Origin of the sequence: Stappia sp. P2PMeth1 (assembly GCF_900185735.1) — a bacterium.
Lineage (GTDB): Bacteria > Pseudomonadota > Alphaproteobacteria > Rhizobiales > Stappiaceae > Stappia.
In genome coordinates this window covers 174,234-195,690 of the sequence record NZ_FYAW01000017.1, presented here as the reverse complement: position 1 = coordinate 195,690, position 21,457 = coordinate 174,234, and the positions used below count along the sequence as shown (strand labels likewise).

18 protein-coding genes are annotated in these 21,457 nt (G+C 68.1%); 5 read left to right on the top strand and 13 right to left on the bottom strand.

Features of this window, described 5'->3' with window-relative positions; genetic code table 11:
* Nucleotides 1–4: 4 nt before the first annotated feature.
* Both P2PM1_RS09840 and dusA read right to left on the bottom strand, forming a co-directional pair.
* Nucleotides 5–835: a sulfite exporter TauE/SafE family protein gene (locus P2PM1_RS09840; RefSeq protein WP_186398943.1), complete on the bottom strand. Its 831-nt coding sequence runs from the start codon at nt 833–835 to the stop codon at nt 5–7.
* Between the two features lie 68 nt (nt 836–903).
* Nucleotides 904–1,923 carry a tRNA dihydrouridine(20/20a) synthase DusA gene (dusA, locus tag P2PM1_RS09835; protein WP_186398942.1) on the bottom strand — a complete coding sequence of 340 codons (1,020 nt, stop codon included), beginning with the start codon at nt 1,921–1,923 and terminating at the stop codon, nt 904–906.
* 377 nt (nt 1,924–2,300) lie between these two features.
* On the opposite strand from dusA, the gene P2PM1_RS09830 reads away from it, so the two are divergent.
* The 3 genes from P2PM1_RS09830 (at nt 2,301) to P2PM1_RS09820 (ending at nt 7,775) form a co-directional block, all read left to right on the top strand.
* Entirely contained in the window at nt 2,301–3,128 is an 828-nt protein-coding gene (locus tag P2PM1_RS09830) for a phage tail protein (protein WP_186398941.1), read from the top strand.
* Nucleotides 3,129–3,941: 813 nt separating this feature from the next.
* Nucleotides 3,942–6,365, top strand: a complete 2,424-nt coding sequence (locus tag P2PM1_RS09825) for a putative Ig domain-containing protein (protein ID WP_244301468.1) — start codon at nt 3,942–3,944, stop codon at nt 6,363–6,365.
* A gap of 183 nt (nt 6,366–6,548) precedes the next feature.
* Nucleotides 6,549–7,775, top strand: coding sequence for an MFS transporter (locus P2PM1_RS09820; protein WP_186398939.1), 1,227 nt, complete (start codon nt 6,549–6,551; stop codon nt 7,773–7,775).
* A gap of 51 nt (nt 7,776–7,826) precedes the next feature.
* On the opposite strand, the gene P2PM1_RS09815 is transcribed toward P2PM1_RS09820, so the two are convergent.
* From P2PM1_RS09815 to P2PM1_RS09770, 11 genes are all read right to left on the bottom strand, one after another.
* Nucleotides 7,827–8,585, bottom strand: coding sequence for an ABC transporter ATP-binding protein (locus P2PM1_RS09815; protein WP_186398938.1), 759 nt, complete (start codon nt 8,583–8,585; stop codon nt 7,827–7,829).
* On the bottom strand, nt 8,582–9,616 hold the full coding sequence (locus tag P2PM1_RS09810; protein WP_244301458.1) for an iron ABC transporter permease: 1,035 nt from the start codon (nt 9,614–9,616) through the stop codon (nt 8,582–8,584). Before P2PM1_RS09810 ends, P2PM1_RS09815 begins: the two co-directional genes overlap by 4 nt.
* Nucleotides 9,613–10,629, bottom strand: coding sequence for an ABC transporter substrate-binding protein (locus P2PM1_RS25440; protein WP_244301457.1), 1,017 nt, complete (start codon nt 10,627–10,629; stop codon nt 9,613–9,615). The genes P2PM1_RS09810 and P2PM1_RS25440 overlap by 4 nt, the downstream gene beginning before the upstream one ends.
* A 126-nt stretch (nt 10,630–10,755) precedes the next feature.
* Complete coding sequence (locus tag P2PM1_RS09805; RefSeq protein ID WP_244301456.1) at nt 10,756–12,453, bottom strand: alpha/beta hydrolase; 1,698 nt, start codon at nt 12,451–12,453, stop codon at nt 10,756–10,758.
* Between the two features lie 349 nt (nt 12,454–12,802).
* A complete protein-coding gene (locus tag P2PM1_RS09800; RefSeq protein ID WP_186398935.1) occupies nt 12,803–13,579 on the bottom strand; it encodes an extensin family protein in 777 nt (258 codons plus the stop codon).
* Between the two features lie 344 nt (nt 13,580–13,923).
* Nucleotides 13,924–15,042, bottom strand: a complete 1,119-nt coding sequence (locus tag P2PM1_RS09795) for an energy transducer TonB (RefSeq protein ID WP_186398934.1) — start codon at nt 15,040–15,042, stop codon at nt 13,924–13,926.
* Nucleotides 15,039–15,470 (bottom strand): biopolymer transporter ExbD, encoded by a 432-nt coding sequence (locus P2PM1_RS09790; protein WP_186398933.1) that lies wholly within the window; start codon nt 15,468–15,470, stop codon nt 15,039–15,041. The genes P2PM1_RS09795 and P2PM1_RS09790 overlap by 4 nt, the downstream gene beginning before the upstream one ends.
* Nucleotides 15,467–15,856 carry a biopolymer transporter ExbD gene (locus P2PM1_RS09785; RefSeq protein ID WP_186395849.1) on the bottom strand — a complete coding sequence of 130 codons (390 nt, stop codon included), beginning with the start codon at nt 15,854–15,856 and terminating at the stop codon, nt 15,467–15,469. The genes P2PM1_RS09790 and P2PM1_RS09785 overlap by 4 nt, the downstream gene beginning before the upstream one ends.
* Nucleotides 15,846–16,559, bottom strand: coding sequence for a MotA/TolQ/ExbB proton channel family protein (locus P2PM1_RS09780; protein ID WP_186398932.1), 714 nt, complete (start codon nt 16,557–16,559; stop codon nt 15,846–15,848). The genes P2PM1_RS09785 and P2PM1_RS09780 overlap by 11 nt, the downstream gene beginning before the upstream one ends.
* A gap of 18 nt (nt 16,560–16,577) precedes the next feature.
* Nucleotides 16,578–17,033 (bottom strand): hypothetical protein, encoded by a 456-nt coding sequence (locus P2PM1_RS09775; RefSeq protein ID WP_186389655.1) that lies wholly within the window; start codon nt 17,031–17,033, stop codon nt 16,578–16,580.
* Nucleotides 17,034–17,051: 18 nt separating this feature from the next.
* Nucleotides 17,052–19,109, bottom strand: a complete 2,058-nt coding sequence (locus P2PM1_RS09770) for a TonB-dependent receptor domain-containing protein (RefSeq protein ID WP_186389656.1) — start codon at nt 19,107–19,109, stop codon at nt 17,052–17,054.
* A gap of 366 nt (nt 19,110–19,475) precedes the next feature.
* Between P2PM1_RS09770 and P2PM1_RS09765 the strand changes: the two genes are divergently transcribed.
* On the top strand, nt 19,476–20,537 hold the full coding sequence (locus tag P2PM1_RS09765; RefSeq protein WP_186398931.1) for a hemin-degrading factor: 1,062 nt from the start codon (nt 19,476–19,478) through the stop codon (nt 20,535–20,537).
* A gap of 23 nt (nt 20,538–20,560) precedes the next feature.
* Complete coding sequence (locus tag P2PM1_RS09760; protein ID WP_371636591.1) at nt 20,561–21,457, top strand: hemin ABC transporter substrate-binding protein; 897 nt, start codon at nt 20,561–20,563, stop codon at nt 21,455–21,457.

Genomic DNA, 21,457 nt, shown 5'->3' with positions numbered 1-21,457 from the left:
GGCGTCAGCCCCACAGGCTCCAGGCGAAGCGGGCGGCGACCGACAGCAGGAACAGGCCGAAGAAGATTTCCAGATAGCGGCGCGGCAGCGCGTGGGCGATCTTGACGCCGAAGGGCGCGGCGAAGGTGGTGATCGGGATGATCAGCGCAACGCCGAGGATGTTGACATAGCCGAGCGAGAACGCCGGCAGGCCCGCCGCGCCCCAGCCGGCCCACATCATGCCGATGACGCCGGGAATCGAGATCAGCACGCCGGTGCCGGAGGAGGTCGCCACCGCCTGGTGGATCGGCCGGCCGAACAGGGTCATGAATGTGTTGTTCATGATGCCGCCGCCGATGCCCATCAGGGTCGAGAAAAAGCCGATCAGCCCACCGCAGATCGCTCGAACGGGGTTGCCGGGAATGTCGTTGCCGATCTTCCAGCTCTCGCGATTGAACAGCATGCGCAGGCCGACGATGACGGCGATGCCGGCGAAGATGCCCTTGAGCCCGTCGCCGGAGACATAGGCGGCGACAAGGCTGGCCACCACCGCGCCGGCCGGCACCGGAATCAGCCAGCTCTTCAGCAGGTCGATATCCGCCGCGCCGCGCTGCTTGTGCGCCAGGAAGGAGCGGATCGACGTCGGCACGATGATGCCGAGCGAGGTCGCCACCGAAATGTGCATCCGCACCGCCTCGTCGACGCCGAGCCAGGTCAGAAACTGGTAGAGCACCGGCACCAGCACCGCGCCGCCGCCAATGCCGAACACGCCGGCGAGCAGGCCCGCAACGGCGCCCGACGCGACAAGGGCGAGCGCGAGGCCGATGACCTCGCCGTTGATCGACGACAAATCCATGAAAGCCCCCACTGGCTGCGGCGCGGGAAGGAATGAGAGGACGGGCCAGGCTGGACTCAGCCGGTCGCCTACCCCGTGGTTTCTAACTGACCCACGGCGGCCGGTTTGTCCAGTCCGGCCCCGGCAATCTCGGCAAGGGCCGCGTCCAGCACCTCGATACCGGCCCCCGGTTTCACCGCATCGACCGTCAGCCGACGGCGCCAGGCGCGCGCGCCGGCAACGCCGTGATAGAGCCCCAGCATGTGCCGCAGGATCTGGTTGGGACGGCTGCCTTCGGCAAGCCGCGCCAGAATGAACGGCCGGAAGGCGGCGATCGCCTCCTCCCGGCTGGCGACGGGATTTGCCGCGCCATGCAGGCGCCGGTCGACATCGGCGAGCAGCCACGGGTCGTGATAGGCGGCGCGGCCGAGCATCACCCCGTCGACGCGCTCCAGATGCCCCTCGGCCTCGTCGAGATTGGCGATGCCGCCATTGATGCCGATGTAAAGGTCCGGCAGCCGCTGCTTCAGCCGGTAGACGCGGTCGTAGTCGAGCGGCGGAATATCGCGGTTTTCCTTAGGGGACAGGCCTTTCAGCCAAGCCTTGCGGGCATGCACCCACAGCGCATCGACCCCGGCCGCGACCACGGCGTCGGCCACCCGGTCGAGCGCCTCTTCCGGGTCCTGGTCGTCGACGCCGATGCGGCACTTGACGGTCACGGGAATGGCGACCACCGCCTTCATCGCCGCAACGCTTTCGGCGACCAGCTCCGGCTCGCGCATCAGACAGGCGCCGAAGCGGCCCGACTGCACCCGGTCGGACGGACAGCCGACATTGAGGTTCACCTCGTCATAGCCGAAACCCTCGACCACGCGGGCGGCCTCGGCCAGCTCACGCGGGTCGGACCCGCCGAGCTGGCAGGCGACGGGATGTTCCATGGCGTCGAAGCCAAGCAGTTTTTCCCGGTCGCCATGAATGACGGCGGCACTCGCCACCATCTCGGTATAGAGCAGCGCATGGGCGCTCAGGTGACGATGAAACGCCCGGCAGTTGCGGTCGGTCCATTCCATCATCGGCGCCACGGCCAGTCTGTTTGACTGATATCTCATTGCTTTACGTGTATCGAACATCCTGGGAACGGAGTGTGTACTCGATTTTGCGATCGAATTCGCCAGCTTTCGACATCCCGTCGCACACCTCGCCCGCCTCAAGCACCGTCTCAAGCATGACTGCACGCGCGTCCAAGGGGCTGGCAACCGCTCCTCCCCGGTGCGAGGCGCGGCATGACAGCGCCTTGCACGCGAGCATGCCGCCCGAAATCCGCTCCACAGGGCGGCATCCCGCTTTGCAATCTTACGCTACGTATTACAACTATTGAGATAATGTTCTATATTTACCAACTTTAGATAGAAAAACTATAATCCGATGCGCAGCATAGCACCGTGCGGACACGATTCGGGCCGCGCGCAATCGGAAGGAGACTGACATGAAGGGCAAACTCCACCTGCATCGTACCGTTGCCCGGGGGCTCTCCGCCCTCAGCATCGCCGGAACGCTCGGCCTGGGCGGCGGCCTGCTCGTCGCGGGCACGGCGCCGGCACAGGCCTGCAACATGGAATCCTACATCGGCAGCGTCTGCGCCTTTGCGTTCAACTGGTGCCCACGAAACTGGCTGCCGGCCGACGGGCGGCTGATCGCGATCAACGGCAATCAGGCCCTCTACAGCCTGATCGGCACCCAGTATGGCGGCTCCGTGCAGAGCGGCCAGTTCGGTCTCCCCGATCTGCGCGGCCGGGCGATACTCCACTACGGCACGGGCCCCGGGATGCTCCCGCAGCCATTTGCCGCCCAATCCGGCACACAGACAACAACCCTCAACGTCTCCAACCTGCCGCCGCACAACCACGCGGCAACGTTCACCGGCACGGGCGGTGGACAGCAGACAGTCAATGTCCCGGCAGATGCCGGCACGCTGGGCGTTTCAGCCAAACTCAATGCGAAGGATGAGGTTGGCACCCCAACGCTCTCCGCCAATTCCTATCTCGCCAAAGCGCCCACAACAGGCTTTCCGGCTGCAAGCATCTATGCGCCATCCACAAGCACTAGCGCAGACGTGGAACTCAGCGGCCTCGACGTGCAACTGACCGGCACAGCCGGCCACGGCGCCATCAGCTTCACGTACCAGTCCGGCATCACCGGCGGTGCGGTCACGACTGGCAATACCGGCAATGGCGTTGCCTTCTCCAACCAGTCGCCGTCGCTGGCGATGAGCTATTGCATCATGATCAACGGCCTCTACCCCGACAGGCCGTAGTGTCACACCCGCCGGAAAACAGCGCGGTCGGTGGTTGCAACCATTGACCGCGCCAACGAAACATCGCAAGAAATTGACTTAACGACAGGTTGTAGACGGATTTGCGATTCACGACTCCCGGCCCGGCAGCGAATGCCGGTCCGGGTGCGGCATCGCACAAGGGATTTCGACGGGCACTGAGCGGCGCGGGTGTGCTCGATAGGCGGGGGGCGATCCAGGGACATCCCCTCAAAACGGCAGGGATAGGGCATGCGGGGCACAGAAGCTGTGACGGTCACGGCAGGCAGGCGGAAGCCGGCGACATTCCACGCTTTCCCGAATACCGATACGTCATCGGGCAGCCGTAGCGCGCGGGCCATTCAGGCCGCCCTCGGGGCTGCGGGCCATCGGCTCGGCCAGTTCGCTTTCCTGGTCCTCACCCTGTGTTTCGCCCTTTGCGCCGGCACGACCGACGCCAACGCGCTCTCGGCCGACTGCGCGCGGATCAACAGCGAATGGAGTGCCGGAGTAACTTTCACAAACTCAGCCTCTCTCGAAGCGAAACACCATATTTTCTTCGATGAGTACTACCTGGCGGACGGCGAAACGCTGACCTGGTCGGTTACTGGCAGCGGCGTCATAGGCAGCCATACCTTCGCCTCTTTCTTCGTCGGAGACGGAGATTGGGGGGGGCAAGAAAGTTCGACTTACGTCGGCAACTTCTCTGACAGCGGCTCCCATACGATTTCGGACGGCAATAGCTATGCTATCCTCCAGGTGGACTTAAACAAGTCGTCCGACCCCGCTTATATAGATGATCCTGCCACGGTGACGATGACGGCGAGCTGTTCGGAAGGTTCTCCGGTCACCATCACCCTGGATCCCGCCGCCGGCAGCCTCGCCAATGGCACGGTCGGAACCAGCTACACCGAGACCTTCACCGCCTCCGGCGGCGCTGCGCCCTACACCTATGCGGTCACCGCAGGCGCCCTGCCCGACGGCCTGACCCTCGCCTCCAACGGCGCCCTCACCGGAACGCCGACCACGGCGGAGACGGCGAACTTCACCGTCACCGCGACGGACGCCAACAGCGACACCGGCGATGCCGCCTACTCGATCCAGATCGATGCAGCCCCCGTCGTCATCGCGCTGAACCCGGCCGCCGGCAGCCTCGCCAATGGCACGGTCGGAACCAGCTACACCGAGACCTTCACCGCCTCCGGCGGCGCCTCGCCCTACACCTATGCGGTCACAGCCGGCGCCCTGCCCGACGGCCTGACCCTCGCCTCCAACGGCGCCCTCACCGGAACCCCGACCACGGCGGAGACGGCGAACTTCACCGTCACCGCCACCGACGCCAACAGCGACACCGGCGATGCCGCCTACTCGATCCAGGTCGATGCAGCCCCCGTCGTCATCGCGCTGAACCCCGCCGCCGGCAGCCTGACCAATGGCACGGTCGGAACCAGCTACACCGAGACCTTCACCGCCTCCGGCGGCGCTGCGCCCTACACCTATGCGGTCACCGCAGGCGCCCTGCCCGACGGCCTGACCCTCGCCTCCAACGGCGCCCTCACCGGAACGCCGACCACGGCGGAGACGGCGAACTTCACCGTCACCGCCACCGATGCCAACAGCGACACCGGCAACGCTGCCTACTCGATCCAGGTCGATGCAGCCCCCGTCGTCATCGCGCTGAACCCGGCGGCGGGCGCCCTGCCTCAAGCGATGGCCGGCGAAGACTACACCGCCGCGATCACAGCCAGCGGCGGCACCGGCCCCTATCTCTACAGCGTGATCGCGGGGTCCCTGCCCGGCGGCCTGGTGCTGAATGTCTCGACCGGCGAGTTGAACGGCCCCCTCGATGTCGACACCGAAGGCAACTACAGTTTCACGATCCAGGCGAGCGATGCCAACAACGTCACGGGTTCGGCGGCCTATACGCTGACCGTGACCGAGCAGACCGTCGTGGTCACCGACAAGGAGGTGGTCGTGCCGGCGGGGTCGACGCCGCCGAACGTCAATCTGGTGAGCGGTGCGACAGGCGGGCCGTTCGAGTCCGCCGCCATCGTCGCCGTCGAACCGCCGACGGCCGGCACGGCGCAGATCGTCCATGGCGAGTTCGCCCAGGTCGGCCCCGGCCCGGTCGGCTTCTACCTGAAGTTCACGCCCAACCCGACCTATTCCGGCCAGGTGACGATCCGCTTCACGCTGACCAGTTCGCTCGGCACGTCCAACGTTGGGACCGTGCTCTACACGCTCGGCTACAGTCCCGTCGCCGTCGCCAAGGAAATCCACAGTCTGGTTTACGGCTTCGTGCAGACGCGGCAGAACCTGATCAGCACCATGATCAGGATACCGGGCCTGCGCGAGCGGCGGCAGATGCGGACGGCGCGGGAAGTCATCAGCATGCGCATGAAGCCCTCGTCGCACGGCATGACCCTGGGCTTTGCCACCAGCCTGGCACAGATGTCCGCGGCGAGCGATGCGATCGAGCGCAGCCTCGGTGTCGACACCTCGGTGTTCAACGTCTGGGTCGACGGCTCGTTCGCCGTGCACAATCGCAAGCAGAACGACAACCGCTGGGGCACGTTCGCGCTGTTCTCGGCCGGCGCGGACTATCTGGTGACGGAGAATGCGCTCATCGGCTTCTCCTTCCACTATGATCGGATGAGCGATCCGACCCGCGACAATTCGAGGCTGAGCGGCGACGGCTGGCTTGTCGGCCCCTATGCCTCGTTCGAGCTCGGCCGCGGCGTGTTCTGGGACACCAGCCTGCTGTATGGCGGATCCTCCAATGACATCGACACCACCTTCTGGGACGGCCGCTTCAACACCCGCCGCTGGATGTTCGACACCGCCCTCTCCGGCCAGTGGTATCTCGACGAGACGACCACGCTGTCCCCGAAGCTGCGCGCCGTCTATCTGTCCGAGAAGGTGGACGACTACCGCGTCACCAACGCGGCCGGCGATATCGTCGGCCTGGATGGCTTCACGGTCGAGCAGTTGCGGGTCAGCCTTGGAGCCGAACTCGCCCGCCAATACGTCCTCGACGATGCGCTGGTGCTGACCCCGAGCGTCGCCCTTACCGGCGGCTATTCCAGCCTTGGCGGCTCGGGTCCCTTCGGTTCGGTCGGGGCCGGGCTGACGCTCAGCAATGGCGGCCACTGGAGCCTCGACGCGGCGCTGCGCTTCAACATCGAGGGCGACGGCCAGTCCTCGGCCGGCGGCAGGGTGGGTGTCGCCGTCCGCTTCTGAGCGGGCCCGACGGCCGGTCCGCTCGCGGGCTTGTCCCCGAGCGGGCAGACGCGTGCTAGACTCGTGATCCCTGTTCCTCGCTTTCGCGATCTGTTATGCGATAGGTGACACTCTCCTTGCAGCCGGCGACGCGGCACTGCCGCGTCCTCTTGCCGGATCTCTTTCAGTCAGGTTGACGCGCCCATGTCCGACGCCGCGGCGGTTCTCCCCGCCTCTCCCCGCTATTCGCCCCCGCTTTACGAGCATGGCCGCGCCAACGTCATCCGCCTTGCCCTCGCCCAGGCGCTGGCGGGCGCGAACTCCGTCGTCGTCTTCGCCACCGGCGCGATCGTCGGCCATATGCTCGCCCCGACGCCGGCGCTGGCGACCCTGCCGATCACCATCTTCGTCGTCGGCATGGCTGCCTGCACGCTGCCGGCCGGAGCGATCGCACAGCGCCATGGGCGCCGGGCGACCTTCCTGCTGGGAACCGTCTGCGGCGTGCTGGTCGGCCTGCTGGCGGCCCTCGCCGTGGTCATCGGCTCGTTCTGGCTGTTCTGCGCGGCGACCTTCTTCGGCGGCGCCTATGGGGCCGTCGTGCTGTCCTTCCGCTTCGCCGCCGCCGACTGTGTGCCGGCCGACAAGCGGCCGCGCGCGCTGTCGCTGGTGATGGCCGGCGGCGTGTTCGCCGGCGTCATCGGGCCGCAACTGGTCACCCACACCATGTATCTGTGGATGCCCTACATGTTCGCCGCGACCTTCCTGGCGCAGGCGGCGGTGGCGGCACTCTCGGCGGTTATCCTCGCCGGCATCCGTCTGCCGATGCCCACGGCCGAGGAGCGGAGCGGCGGCCGGCCGCTCGCCCTGATCATCCGGCAGCCGCGCTTCCTGATCGCAGTGACCTGCGGCGTCGTCTCCTACCTCCTGATGAACTTCCTGATGACCGCCGCCCCGCTCGCCATGCAGCTTTGCGGCCTGTCGCAGGAATCGGCCAATCTCGGCCTGCAATGGCATGTGATCGCCATGTATGCCCCGAGCTTCTTCACCGGCAGCCTGATCGCCCGGTTCGGCGCCCCCACCGTCGTCGCCGCCGGTCTCGCGCTGATCGGCGCCTCGGCCGCCGTCGGACTGACGGGCCTCGAGGTGACGCAGTTCTGGCTGGCGCTGATCCTGCTCGGGGTCGGCTGGAACTTCGGCTTCGTCGGCGCCTCCGCGCTGGTGCTGGAGTGCCACCGGCCGGAGGAGAAGACGCGGGTGCAGTCGCTGAACGACTTCATCGTCTTCGGCACCATGGCCTTCGGTTCGTTCCTGTCCGGCGGCCTGCTGACCGCCTATGGCTGGAACACCATCCTGTGGCTGTCCTTCGTGCCGCTGGTCTTCGCCTTCCTGGCCCTCGCCGGTTCGGGCAGGGTCCGCGCCGCGAAAGGCTGAGTGCCCCGCGCAAAGCTCTCCCCGGCGCGAAGGACCGTTCTGGAGCTGCGGCTATTTCCTGAAAAGGATGTGCAGAGTCTGCTCATCGGGGCGATGGAAATCGCATTCCACCTTGAAGACGCCGCTCAAAAGCTCGGGCGTCAACACCTCTGCCGGCGTCCCGTCGGCAACCACCCTGCCCCGGTCCAGCACCAGCAGCCGATCGCAGAACATCGCCGCGTGATTGAGATCGTGCAGCGCGACGATGCTGGTCAGGCCGAGCCGGGCGATCAGCCGCATCAGTTCGAGCTGATGCTGGATGTCGAGATGGTTGGTCGGTTCGTCGAGAAAGAGCTCGTGCGGCTGCTGCGCGAGCGCCCGGGCGATATGGACGCGCTGGCGCTCGCCGCCGGACAGGCTCTGCCAGCGCTCCCGGCGGAACTCCACCATGTCGACCTGCTGCAGCGCGGTCTCGACGGCCAGCGTGTCGGCCGGTGTCCAGGCCGCCAGGGGCCCGCGATGCGGGGTGCGGCCGAGCCGCACCACCTCCTCCACCGTGACGTTGACGTCGGTCGCGGCGTGCTGCTGGACCAGCGCCACGCGGCGCGCCAGGTGCCGGCGCCCCATGTGGGCGATGTCGGCATCGTCCAGCGTCACCCGGCCGGAGGCGGGACGGCGCAGCCCCGACAGCAGCCGCAGCAGCGAGGATTTGCCCGAACCGTTCGGCCCGAGCAGGCCCAGCACGCTGCCCTGTTCGACGCGCAGGCTGACATTGTCGACGATGGTCTTGCGCCCGACCCGCCAGACCAGATTTTCGGCCCGTATGCTCATGCCGCCGGCCTCGCCCGGTAGAGGATGAGGGAGAAGCACGGCACGCCGACCAGCGCCGTGACGATGCCGATCGGCAGCGTCTGCTGCGCCATCACGCTGCGCGAGACGATATCGGCGAGAACCATGAACACGGCCCCGACCATCATGCAGGCGGGCAGCAGCCGCATATGCCCCGGACCGATGAGGAAGCGCACGGCATGCGGCACCACGAGACCGACAAAGCCGATGGAGCCGACCATGCTGACGATCGTCGCGGTTATCACCGCCGTGACGGCGAACAGGATCACCCTGACCCGCTCGACCGCGATGCCCAGCGAGGCGGCGGCATCGTCGCCGAAGGTGAAGGCGTCGAGGGCGCGCGCATGCCAGATGCAGACCGCGAGGCCGAGCACCAGAACCACGGCCAGAAGCTGGAACTCCGGCCAGCGCACGCCGCCGAAACTGCCGAGCAGCCAGAACATCACGTCCCGCGCCTGCTGGGCATTGCCGGAGGTTGTCACCACATAGGCGGTCAGCGCGTTGAAGAGCTGCGCCGCGGCGACGCCCGACAGGATGGTACGGTCGGCGCCGCCCCGCCCGCCGCCGGACAGCACCGCGACGAAGACGAAGGCGGCGAGCGCGCCGGCAAAGGCGCCCATGGACAGCGACACCGCCCCCGCGCCGACGCCGAGAATGATCACCGCCACGGCCCCGGTCGAGGCGCCGGCGGAGATGCCGAGGACATAGGGTTCGGCAAGGGCATTGCGCAGCAGCGACTGCAAGATGGCGCCGCACATGGCGAGCCCCGCCCCGCACAGGGCGGCGACCAGCGCGCGGCTGAGCCGCAGGTCCCAGATCACGCTGGCCTGGATCCGGCTGATGTCGGCCGAGGTCCAGCCGAACTGGTTGGTGACGGCAAGCGCGACGGTGCGCAGCGGGATCCGCATCTCGCCGATCCCCACCGCCGTGGCGACCGCCAGCACCAGAACGGCCAGCGACGCCAACAGCAGCAGTGCGAACCGCGCGGTGGCCCGCGAGAGGGCTGTCCTCACTTGATCAGTCCGAGAGCCTCGAGCTGCGCGGCCACTTCCTCCGCGCCGTAGATCGTGCGGATGGTCGGGTTCATCGCCGCGCCGTTCATCGTCACGATATAACCGCGGCGCACGGCCTCCATCTGGCTGACGGTCGGATCGCCCTTCAGGAAGGCGATCTTGTTCTCGGCCTTGTCGAGATCCCAGCGGTTGCGGTCGAGAGAGGCGGCGACGATCACGGTCGGATCGGCGGCGATGATGCCTTCCCAGCCGACCGTCGGCCATTCGGCCTCGGTGGTGATGGCGTTGCGCCCGCCCAGCACATCGGCGATGAAGCCGGAGGCGCCGTTCTTGCCCCCCAGATAGGCATCGTCCGCGACCGACGGGCTGGAGAACCAGAACAGGAAGCTGAGATCCGGGTTGCTGCCGAGGCGGGCGCGCAGGTCGGCCTCGCGCCGCTTGAAGTCGGCAATCAGTTGCGCCCCGCGATCCGCCACATCGAAGATGCGAGCGAGTTCGTCGATCTCCTGGAACAGGAGATCCATGTTCCAGAGCTGCTGGCGGCTGCCGTAAATATCCCCGGTGTCCTTGCGCGTGTTACAAATACCCGGAGACAAGTAGCTCGGAATTCCGAGTGCGGCGAAATCCTCACGCTTGGCCACCTTGCTGTCCGGGCCAAGCAGCAGCGGAAGCTGCGCGACGACGAAATCGGGCTCCTCGGCCAGGATCGATTCCAGCGTCGGCTGCTCGACGGTGAGCAGCTTCACCTTCTCGTTCGCCTCGGCGAGTTCGGGCAGCACCTTGGTCGGCCAGAAGGCAGAGGCGGCAAGGCGATCCTCCAGCCCGAGCAGCAGCAGGATCTCGGCGCTGTTCTGGCCGAGCGCCACCGCGCGCTGGGGGGCGGCGGTGAAGGTGACCTCGACGCCGCAATTGTCGAGGGTCAGCGGGTAGCTGGTCGGCTCGGCTCGGGCCGGAGAAAGAGCGACGGTCGCCAGCGCAAGGGCGGCAACGGCAAGGGGGAACCTGGAAGACATGGAAACCTGTCCGCGCATCTGAGGGAGGATGCGCGAGAGCTACCCTGAAGGGGGGGCGAATTCAAGAGTATTTCACTCATGTTTTTATCCTTCCACATCTCTCCCCCTCCCCCCGCCGGCACCGGTTCACACCAGGTGGACATAGCTGCCCGGCGCCGGGCCAAGCGGCGGCAAGCCCTGCTCGGGGGCACCGATCCGCGGCGGTGGCGTGGTGCCGCTGCTGCGGGCCGCCAGCCAGGCCGCCCATTCCGGCCACCACGAGCCGGGCCGGGCCGGATGCCGCTCCGGCCAGCCGTCGGGACCGGAATAGTGGGCGCCGGCCGGGCGGTGCGACAGGCGGTAGTGGCGCCGGGGATGGCCGGGCTCGCTGACGATGCCGCCATTGTGGCCGCCCTTGGTCAGCACGAAGGTCAGGTCGTTGTCGGTGAAAAGCTGGGTCTTGTAGACCGACTTCCACGGCGCGATATGGTCGGTCTCCGTGGCGACGACGAACATCGGCGCGGAAATATCCTTCAGCGCGATCACCCGCCCCTCGACGGCGAATCGGCCGGCAGTCAGGCGGTTCTCCAGGAACAGGCCGCGCAGGTATTGCGAATGCATGCGCGCCGGCATCCGGGTGGTGTCCCCGTTCCACACGCCGATATCGGTCGGCAGATCCTGCTGGCCGAGCATGTAGCGGCGCACGGCGCGGCTGTAGATCAGGTCCTCGGCGCGAATGGCGGCGAAGGTGCGCGCCATCTGCGGCCGGTCGAGATAGCCCTGGTCCCACATCATGTCTTCCAGGAACGCCACCTGGCTCTCGTCGAGGAACAGCAGCAATTCCCCCGCCTCGACGAAATCCACCTGCGCCGCCATCAGCGTGATCGAGGCCAGGCGGTCGTCATGATCGCGCGCCATCGTCGCCGCCGCGATCGCCAGCATGGTGCCGCCCAGGCAATAGCCCACCGCATGGATGCGCTCGTCCGGAACGATGGCCGACACCGCATCCATGGCCGCCATCACGCCGCGCTTGCGGTAGTCCTCCAGCGACAGTCCGGCCTGCTCCGCCGTCGGGTTCACCCAGGAAATCATGAAGACGGTGAAGCCCTGGTCGACAAGATACTTCACCATCGACGTGTGCGGCGACAGATCGAGGATGTAGTATTTCATGATCCAGGCCGGAACGATCAGGATAGGCTCCGCCTGAACCTTGTCGGTTTGCGGCGTATACTGGATCAGCTCGAAGATGTCGTTGCGATAGACGACCGTTCCGGGGGTGCAGGCAAGATCCTTGCCGATCTCATAGCCCTTCGGCGCCGGATCGTGGCGCTGCGTCACGGTCTTGATGAAGTCCTCCGCGAAATGCGCGGCGCCCTCGATCAGGTTGCGCCCGCCCTGACGGGCGGTCTCTTCCAGGATCTCGGGATTGCTCCAGGGGAAGTTCGACGGCGAGACGAGGTCGAGCGCCTGCCGCGCCATGAAGCGGGTGCGATCCGCGTCCTGCTGCTCCAGCCCGCGCAGCGGTTCGGTCGCGTAATCCCACCAGTCCTGCACCGCCAGAAAGCTCTGCTGCCAGATGCGATAGGGCGCCTTCTGCCAGCCGGGATGGCCGAACCGGTGATCGAAACTCTTCGGGGTAAAAGGCGGCGGCGCCCGCTCGCCGTCGCCGGTCAGGGTGTAGGCGGCGAGCTTCATCGCATTGTCGCGCGCCCGCTCGGCAAGATCGAGCTGGCGTCCGGGGGCGCGGGACAAATGCAGCATCCAGTCGCCCCAGGCGCCGAGAAAGGCGTGGGGAGAAACGCCTCCGGTCAGCCGGGCAACCGCCGCGCGGACGCTGCGGTCCATGTTCTCGTGCAGATGGCGGGCAGGCTCCGGCGGGCTCGGAACCGGGCTTTCGGCCGGGCTTGCCGGGCTTGCCGGCGCTGGCAGTCGAGCGGGCATGGGGACCGGCACGGGCAACGACGCGGATGCGGCCCTGGCGGGAATAGTGGCGGTGCCGGAACCCGGTCCGGCTTTGGTTTTCTGGCGCTTGGTCACGACGGCCTCGGCGTTCGGTTGGGGGGGTTACGGACAGGTCGAGGAGACGGCCACGGGGATAGTATTCCGCAAGATGGCCGGTCTTTCCTTGATCTGGGTCAGTCTTCCGGCCCTTTCAGCCCTGCGGAACGGGAATAAAGAGGACGAGGCCGGAGCACTACTGGCACCAGGGCGCGCGGCGCGGCTTGGTATCGAGGTGCAAATGATCGTCGTGATGGGCATCCGATCCGGGGCCGAGAACGGTGGTAAATGGCCCGCAGGCGGCTGTCCGCAGCGATTTTTGCAGAAAATCGGCGGGCTCGTCGCCGGTCGGGCGCGGGGCGACGGCGAACTCCCGTCCGTCCTCCAGCACCAGCCCGCGGATATCTATCGCCCGGCCGAAGGAATGTTCGCTGAGCCTTGCGTCGGCGACCCGGTTGCGCCCGCGGCAATGATAGGAGGCCGCGACCCGGATTTCGGCCACATCCGCACCCAAGGTGGAGCGGGTGAGCGGGTGGATCACCCCGGCGGCGAAGCGTGCCGCCACCAGCGCCGTGTCGCAGGACAGCACGGCCGGCGGCACCAGGGCCATGGCCCCCACCCGCGACAGCGACACCGGATCCTCGATGCCGCAGGCGCCGGGCGCCTCGATCTCCGGCAGCGGCTCGAACCGAGCGCCGAGGCGGGAGAGAGCCTGCGCGCAGGGGCTGGCCGCAGGCGCGATCCCCGCCGCCGCCGGCGCCTCCACCGGGGATAGCGGCGGCTTGGCCCGGGGCGTCGAAACCGGGTTGTCCCCGCCCTCCTGCGGCCGCGAGGCGATCTCGACCTCGGGTCGCGGTTGCGGCAGGGGCGGCGCCGCCACCGCCGTGCCGGCGAGGACAAGACCGGTCAGGAGCGCGAGCGGCGGGCGGAGCCACGCGGCAAATGCGATCCTGTCGAAAGGTGAGGTGTGCAAGGGCCTGTCCACGCTCCGCCTGCGGCGCGATCGGCCCGGCGTTCCCCGCAAGACTGGCCGCAAATCATGGCACCCGTTCGGCAATCTGTCGTCCGGCACAGGGTTTTCCCGCCGCCAACCGGCCGCCAACCGGCGGGCTTTCCCCGCGCCGGGCAGACGCCGGCCGCGCAGTGCGCGCGGTCCGGCGGCGCAACCGGCGGCCGGATCGCCGGATGGCGGGCCGACCATCGCGCGGGGATTTCCGGCCGGAAAATCGCGCGGGTACGCTTGCAAAAAATTGAGAGGAATTTTGCAAAATTCCCTCTCAAATCGGCCCGAAATTGCGTTTCGCCGCGCAAACCCGCTCAAAAGGCGATCGGCACCGTGAAAGTCCAGGTGTTGCGCCGGGCCTGCGGCGGGATCGGGGGAAAAGGCTGCGCCCGCTGCACCGTGCTCACCGCCTCGCGGTCGATCGCCTCGTTGCCGGAACTGCGCGCCACCCGCACGCCGGCAAGGCTGCCATTGCTGGCGACGACGAAGGCGATCAGCGCCTCGCCGCGCTGGCGCCCGACGCTGCCGCGCCGCTTGGCCCGGTTCACCTTGCGATAGATCTGGCCCATGTAGTTCGAGGCCTCGGCATTGCCGAACTCGCTGGACGTGCCGGCCCGCTCGGAGCCGCCGGCCTTGGCGGTGGCGTTCGACTGGCCGCCGGCGCCGCTGGTGCTCGCCGCCTTCGCGGCGCGGGCCGGCTTCTCCGTCTGCCGCTTGACCGTGTCGGACTTGCGGGCCGGCGCCGGCTGGCGGGTCTCGGCGACCTCGAGGTCGGCCGGGCGGGCTTGGGGCACCGGCACGGCGACGGTCGCCTCCAGCCGCTCGGTCGAGGGCACGGGCTCGGCCTCCTGCGGCGCGACGCTGGCCTGCACGGGCGCGGTCTCTGGCGCGGTCTCCGGCGGCGTCTCGTCCGGCCGTTCGACGGCGGTGGGAACGGCGGTCGCGGCAAGGCCGGGCGCCAGCGCCGCGATCTCCATCGGCACCGCCTCGGATGTCACCGCCTCGGATGTCACGGCTTCGGGCGTCAGGGCTTCGGCCGTGACCGGCTCGGTCGTCGCGGGTTCTGTCGGCGGCTCGACCGCCTCGACAAGCTCGTCCGGCGGCAGCGCCTCGCTGGTCGGCGCCTCGGGCGCCGCCTCCGCCTCGCTGACGCTCTCCACCAGCGCGGTCGCGTGCTCCACCGCCTTCACCCCTTCCGGGGCATCGACCGGCGTCACCACCTCGGTGGTCTCGCTGACGGCCTCGGTCACCTCGCCCTCGCTGCCGGCCTGCAAGGCGTCATAAAAGCCCTGGCCCAGTTCGGCCGAGAGAAAGGCGCTGCCGCCCTCCAGCTCCAGCCCCGGCTCGCCGCCCGCCAGCACGGCGATGGCGGCGGCATGAACCACGGTGGAAATCGCCAGGGCGGCGACGACATGATGCGGTCGCAGCTTCATCGCTCCACCCCGCTGGTGACGAGCGACACGCTGCCGGCGCCGGCCCGGTAGAGGTCCTCGGCGATTTCCAGGACGCGGGCCGCGCCAAGGTCGCGGTCGACGGCGAGCATGACGGGCGGCCCACTGGTGCCCCCCTCGCCCTCGCTCGCCTCGCCTGCCGGCACGCCCGGTGCGAGAGCCGCGAGATAGGCGGCAATATCGGTCGGCCGGCCGCGATAGGTGAGCGCGCCGTCCTTGTCGACGAACAGCGCGTCGGGCGGCGCCAGCGGCGGGGCGTCGACGGTCTCGGCCAGCGTCACCGACGGCTCGACCGGCGGCGCGAGCTGGCCGGCGATCAGGAAGAAGATCAGCATCAGAAAGACGATGTTGATCAGGGAAATGGTGCTTTCCGCCTGGCGCTTCGGCGGTTTCTGCCGGATCCGGATCATTTCGGCCTCGCCACGATCACCTTGAGCGCGTTGCCGCCGCGCAGCAGTTCCAGCGCGCTCACCAGATCCTGGGCGCGCGCGCCCTCGCGCGGGACCAGCAGCGCGGTCTTCGCGCCAGCCTCGATCAGCGCGGAAATGGCGGTGCCCGGCGCCCGCGGATCAATGAGGGTGCCGTTCACGGTGAGGCCGTCCGCATCGACGGTGGCGAAGATGTCCGGCCGCGCGGCCGCGCCGCCGGTGCCGCCGCCCGGCGCCGCCAGATCGACCTGCGCGAAGCGCGTGAAGGTCGACGACAGCATGAAGAACAGCAGCAACAGGAAGATGACGTCGATCAGCGACGTCAGCGACAGGCGGCGGCGGCGCGGGCTGGCAAAGTCAATGCGCATTGGCGACCCGCTCAAAGCCCCCCGCCTCAGTGTCCGCGAGCGGGTCGGCGGCGGCGGCGCGCGCGCCCCGCGCCTGTTGCAGCAGCACGGCCGAGGCCAGCGTCTCGATGGCGACCTTCTCGTCCTCAATGCGGGATTCCAGGAAGGTGACGACGAGGGAGACCGGCATGGCGACGGCCAGACCGGCGGCGGTGGTCAGCAGCGCCACCCAGATGCCGCCGGCGAGCAGCGACGGATCGACGGCGTTGCCGGCCTCCTGCAGCTTCTGGAAGGCCTCGATCATGCCGAGCACGGTGCCGAACAGGCCGAGCAGCGGCGCGATCTGGGCGATGGCGTCGAGCGCCTTCATGCCGCGATTGAACCCGTGCAGGCGGCGGGTCGCCGCCCGGGCGATCTCCTCCTCAACCAACGCCTTGTCGACAGTGCCGGCCTCGCCCGCCTGCAAGGCGATGGCGACCGCCTCCTCGGAGGCGCTGCGGATGTCGCCGAGCGCCTGCCAGGCCTCGCGGTGGCGGCCATGGCCCCACAGGCGCACGGCGGCCTCGGCCCGGCCCGGCCGGCCGACCCGCTCCAGCCAGAACTGGGCGAGCTTGAGGATCACCACTGCCAGCGCGACGACGGAGAGCACGGCGAGCAGGGCGACGACGGGGCCGCCAAGCTCCAGGAAGTCGGTGACGGGGCGCAGGATATCGGCAAAGGACATGGTCGGTTCCCAGCAGGGTTATCGGATCAGGGCTATCTCGGTGCGGCTCGACAGCGACAGCGCCGCCCGGCAATGCGCCGCCGCGCCCGCCTCGCCGCACTGGGCCGGCCCGTTGACGAGCAGGCGGCCGAGCCCCTCGCACGGGGCGCCGGCCAGGTCGAACTGGCGCACCGAGGTCTTGTCCTCCGGCAGCGCGCCGAAGTCGAACGTGGTCAGCCGGTCGACCAGCCCGTCGCTGTCGAACAGCACAAACTCGAATCGCGGCTGCGGCAGCTCGGCCCCGGTCGCATTGCGCACCACGAAGGTGAGCCGGCACCCGCCCGCGCCGTTGTCGACGGCGCGGTTCAGCTCAATGTGAAGTGCCGCCGGGGCCGCACCGTCAGCCGGAGCGTCCCCGGCGGCCCGCGCCGGGCCGCCCCACAGGGCGACGGCGGTCAAGGCCGCCGCCGCCGCGATTTCCAGTCTCAGTCCCATTCGTCTCTCCCGATCAGCCTACCAGCCGAGGGTCTTGGCCAGCGTCAACTTGAACGTGCGCCCCTTGGCATCGTCGCCGGCGAGGTTGTTACGATATTGCTTGTCGAACAAGTTCTCCACCGAGCCGCGCAGTTCGAACCCGGCCAACTGCCCCTCGCCCGGCTTCCAGTCGACGAAGAGACCGTGCACCGAATAGCCGCCATAGGCGCGGTTGGCGGTGGCACCGGTGCTCATCGACCCGGCGAACAGGCCGCGCCAGCCGAAGGACAGGTCGTAGTCCGGCAGACGGCCGCCGAGCGTCACCGCCAGCGTGTCGGCCGGGATGGTGTTGAGCGTCGCGCCGGTCGCCTTGTTCGTGCCGTGGACATGGCTGAAGGCGAGGCTGCCGAAGACATATTCCGAATCATAGGCCGCCTCGACCTCGACGCCCATGATCTCCGCATGGGTGACGTTGGTATAGTAGGGGACCGGCGTCGGCAGGCCGCGCGCCGGGTTGGCGACGATCATGTCCTTGAGATCGTTGTAGAAGCCCGTGGTCTTGATCTGCAGGCTGTCGTTCTTCTCGAAAAGGTCGAAGGTCGACACGGCGAAGCCGACCTCGACGCTGTTCGAGCTCTCCTTGGTCAGCCCGAGGCTGACGGTGCGCCCGCCCGGATAATTGCCGTCCGCCGGATTGGTCGAATAGAGCTCGTCCAGCGTCGGGACGCGCTCGGTATGGGCGAGCGAGCCGAACAGCGAGAACGTGTCATTCAGCTTGTACATCACCGCGATCTTCGGCGAGAAGGCGGTCTCGTTCTGCTTCCTGCCGCCGATGACGGCGGCCGCCGGATCGAGCTGGACGAAGTCGACGCGCACGCCGGGAATGAGGGTCAGCCGGTCGTTCCAGACGAATTCGTTCTGGGCGAAGAAGCCGAACTTGGTGTCCGTGCCTTCCGGATGGAAGGAGACGTCGCCGAAGCGGGTGGTGGCGATGCGCTCCTGGTAGCTGACCTGGGTGCCGAAGGTGAAGTAGTTGCGGATGCTGTCGCCGACATAGTCGAAGGTGTTCTCGACCCGGCCCGACCAGGTGCGGTAGCCGTATTCGCTGTCGAAGAACAACGGCGAGGGAATCGGTGCCGAGGCGTTGCTCTGCTTCACCTGCGTGTCCGAGAAGCTGAGGTTCAGCTTGAGGTTCAGCCAGGGATTGTCGCTGGCCGGGTTTTCATAGATGAGGGCCACCGTCTGGTCGGTGATGTCGCGGTCGATGGTGCCGAAGCCGAGCGTGCCGGTCAGCGAGTACTGGGCGTTGTCGTCCTCGCTCTGCCAACGCTCGTAGGACAGGCGCAGCGACTGCTCGTTGTTGTCGCCGAAGCGGTGGACGACCTTGGCAAGGCCGGAGAAGGCCTCGAAATCGGAGCCGACGACTGGCCGGCCGAGGCCGTTCTCATATTCGCCCGACCGGCGGAAGTTGCCGTTCAGCAACACCGAGGTCTGCTCGGAGAAGGCATAGGCGGCGGTGACCGAGGCCAGGGCGCCGTCCTTGTTGGAATCGTACATCGTCTTCAGACGCACGGCGCCGGTGTCGCCCGGCTTGATGAAGTCCTCCGGGTCCTTGGTGGTGAAATTGATCACGCCGCCGATGGCGCCCGATCCGTAAAGGGTGGACGAGGCCGGACCGCGCAGCACCTCGACCCGCTTGTAAAGCTCGGGATCGGAGAAGAACGAGCCCATGCGGTACTGTTCGTAGAACTTCACCGCGCCGTCGACGGAGACGATGATCTTGGATTCGTCCGAGGAGCCGAGATCGCCGATGCCGCGAATGTTGAAGGACTGGCCGCCGACGCGGTCACTGCCGACAACGGTGATGCCCGGCACCTGGCGGAAGATGTCGCCGATGGTCATCGGCTGCTCGGCGTCGATGTCCTCCTGGTCGAGGACGGTGACCGCCTGCGGCGTGTCGATCGCCACCTTCTCGACGCCGGCGCCGACGACGATGCGCTGCAAGGCCGTGCTGCGGGCCGGATCGCCCTCCGCCGGCACGTCCTGCGCAAGAGCGCCCGAAATTCCCGTCAGCGCGCAGAACGCGACGCCGCTCATCAAGACAGCGGCCCTGCCCGCCGCCGTCTTTTCAATCCTGTACGAGCCTGCCAGCCCCATTTGACAACTCCATCATGGTCGATCGCTCGCTGGCACGCGCTTGCTTGCTCGTCGTTTGGTGATAAAACTTGAGATAGTTACTCAGGTATTGATGTCGTTACAAAACATGAGTAATTGAGTCAAGTATGTGATCGGCCTTCCGGTCGCAGGAAATCCGTCCGGCACCCAGCCAGCCCCCCTTTTGCCCGGGATCGCCCGGCGGCGAAGGGCGCAAGCAAAGGTCCAAACCGACCGGCCGCAAGGATGCGAGACCGCCGCAAGGTGCGGTCCGCCCCGCCGTGGCCGCTGGCAACAAGGTGATCCCCCATGACCCGTGAAACCACCGACTTCGAACATGTCCGCCGGATGCGGGCCGAGAACCCCAAGATGCGCGAGCGCGACCTTGCCCGCATGCTCGGCCTCAGCGAGGCGGAGTTCGTCTCCGCCTTCTGCGGCCAGGGCGTCAGCCGCATCGACATCCGCTTCGACGAGATCTTCACGGGGCTGGGCGGCGTCGGCGAAGTGATGGCGCTGACCCGCAACGAGAGCGCGGTGCACGAGAAGATCGGCGTCTACGAGCGCTTCGTGCCGGGCAAGCGGGCGGCGATGATGCTGGGCGCGGACATCGACACGCGCATGTTCCCGACCGCCTGGGCGCACGGCTTCGCCGTCGCCAAGACCGGCGAGGACGGGGTCGAGCGCCTCAGCCTGCAGTTCTTCGACGCGCATGGCGATGCGGTCCACAAGGTGCATACGCGCCCCGGCACCGACATGGCCGCCTGGACCGCGCTGGTGGAGAGCCTGCTCGCCGACGACCAGGCGCCGGGCCTGCTGAGCGAAGTGACCCCGGCGGAAGGGTCGGCGCGCCCGGCGCTGGAGCGCGACAAGCAGGACGCGCTGCGCGAGCGCTGGCAGGCGCTGACCGACACGCATCAGTTCCACGGCATGCTGCGCGATCTCGACCTGCACCGGCTGAACGCGCTCACCCTGGCCGGCGACGACTATGCCTGGCCGCTGGCCGAGGGGGCGGTGCCGGCGATGATGCAGGCAGCGGCGGAGAGCGGCCAGCCGATCATGTGCTTCGTCGGCAATCGCGGCTGCATCCAGATCCATTCCGGGCCGATCGCCAAGATCGCGCCGATGGGGCCCTGGCTCAACGTGATGGATCCGGGCTTCCACCTGCATCTGCGCACCGACCACATCAAGGAGGCCTGGGCCGTGCGCAAGCCGACCAGCGACGGCAACGTCACCTCGGTCGAGGCCTATGACGCCGACGGCACGCTGGTCATCCAGTTCTTCGGCGTGCGCAAGGAAGGCCGCGCCGAGCGCGCCGACTGGCGCGGGCTGGTCGAGGGGCTGGCGCGCCCCGCGACCATCGCCGCCGAGTGACCCTCACCATGTCTGGACGGATGATGACCCTTCTTTCCCTGCGGCCAGGCGGCCGCGCGCTTCGCCGCATCGCCCTTGCGGCCGCCCTCGCCCTGCCCGCCACCCCGGCCTTTGCCGAGGAGGCCGCGGACATTTCGGCGGCGCAGCGGATCGTCGCCATCGGCGGCTCGGTGACCGAGATCGTCTATGCGCTCGGCGAGGAGGCCCGGCTGGTGGCGCGCGATTCCACCAGCGGCTTCCCGCCGGCGGCGGCCGAACTCCCCGATGTCGGCTATATGCGCGCGCTCTCGCCCGAGGGCGTGCTGTCGGTGCGGCCCGACGCGATCCTGATGCTGGAGGGCAGCGGCCCGCCGGAAGCCCTTGCCGTGCTGCGCGAGGCGGGCGTTCCTTACGTCTCGGTGCCCGAGAGCTTCGACCGCGCCGGCATCCTCGGCAAGATCGACCGGATCGGCGCGGCGATCGGCGCGGGCGACAAGGCGGCACAGCTCGCCGAAGAGGTGGGCGCCGCCCTGGACGAGGCCGTCGCCGAGGCCGCCGCGCGCGGCCGCGAGGCGCGCATCCTGTTCATCCTGTCGATGAATGGCGGGCGGATCCTTGCCTCGGGCACGGGAACGGCCGCCAACGGCATGATCGAGCTGGCCGGCGCGCAGAACGCCATGGGCGTGTTCGAGGGCTACAAGCAGATCAACGACGAGGCGGTGATCGCGGCGGCCCCCGACGTGATCCTGATGATCAGTCGCGGCGAGAACCACACCGCCTCCGCCGACGAGGTGTTCGGCAATGCGGCGCTGGCGCAGACCCCGGCCGGGCAGAACAAGCGGCTGATCCAGATGGACGGGCTCTATCTGATCGGCTTCGGCCCGCGCACCGGCGCTGCCGTGCGCGACCTGTCGGCGGCGCTCGCCGAGTTGGGTCTTTGA

Excerpts from the sequence above, each read along its gene's own strand:
- P2PM1_RS09840 (WP_186398943.1), bottom strand. The coding sequence starts at position 835 with ATGGATTTGTCGTCGATCAACGGCGAGGTCATCGGCCTCGCGCTCGCC.
- dusA (WP_186398942.1), bottom strand. The coding sequence starts at position 1,923 with ATGAGATATCAGTCAAACAGACTGGCCGTGGCGCCGATGATGGAATGG.
- P2PM1_RS09830 (WP_186398941.1), top strand. The coding sequence starts at position 2,301 with ATGAAGGGCAAACTCCACCTGCATCGTACCGTTGCCCGGGGGCTCTCC.
- P2PM1_RS09825 (WP_244301468.1), top strand. The coding sequence starts at position 3,942 with ATGACGGCGAGCTGTTCGGAAGGTTCTCCGGTCACCATCACCCTGGAT.
- P2PM1_RS09820 (WP_186398939.1), top strand. The coding sequence starts at position 6,549 with ATGTCCGACGCCGCGGCGGTTCTCCCCGCCTCTCCCCGCTATTCGCCC.
- P2PM1_RS09815 (WP_186398938.1), bottom strand. The coding sequence starts at position 8,585 with ATGAGCATACGGGCCGAAAATCTGGTCTGGCGGGTCGGGCGCAAGACC.
- P2PM1_RS25440 (WP_244301457.1), bottom strand. The coding sequence starts at position 10,629 with ATGTCTTCCAGGTTCCCCCTTGCCGTTGCCGCCCTTGCGCTGGCGACC.
- P2PM1_RS09805 (WP_244301456.1), bottom strand. The coding sequence starts at position 12,453 with ATGGACCGCAGCGTCCGCGCGGCGGTTGCCCGGCTGACCGGAGGCGTT.
- P2PM1_RS09795 (WP_186398934.1), bottom strand. The coding sequence starts at position 15,042 with ATGAAGCTGCGACCGCATCATGTCGTCGCCGCCCTGGCGATTTCCACC.
- P2PM1_RS09790 (WP_186398933.1), bottom strand. The coding sequence starts at position 15,470 with ATGATCCGGATCCGGCAGAAACCGCCGAAGCGCCAGGCGGAAAGCACC.
- P2PM1_RS09785 (WP_186395849.1), bottom strand. The coding sequence starts at position 15,856 with ATGCGCATTGACTTTGCCAGCCCGCGCCGCCGCCGCCTGTCGCTGACG.
- P2PM1_RS09780 (WP_186398932.1), bottom strand. The coding sequence starts at position 16,559 with ATGTCCTTTGCCGATATCCTGCGCCCCGTCACCGACTTCCTGGAGCTT.
- P2PM1_RS09775 (WP_186389655.1), bottom strand. The coding sequence starts at position 17,033 with ATGGGACTGAGACTGGAAATCGCGGCGGCGGCGGCCTTGACCGCCGTC.
- P2PM1_RS09770 (WP_186389656.1), bottom strand. The coding sequence starts at position 19,109 with ATGAGCGGCGTCGCGTTCTGCGCGCTGACGGGAATTTCGGGCGCTCTT.
- P2PM1_RS09765 (WP_186398931.1), top strand. The coding sequence starts at position 19,476 with ATGACCCGTGAAACCACCGACTTCGAACATGTCCGCCGGATGCGGGCC.
- P2PM1_RS09760 (WP_371636591.1), top strand. The coding sequence starts at position 20,561 with ATGACCCTTCTTTCCCTGCGGCCAGGCGGCCGCGCGCTTCGCCGCATC.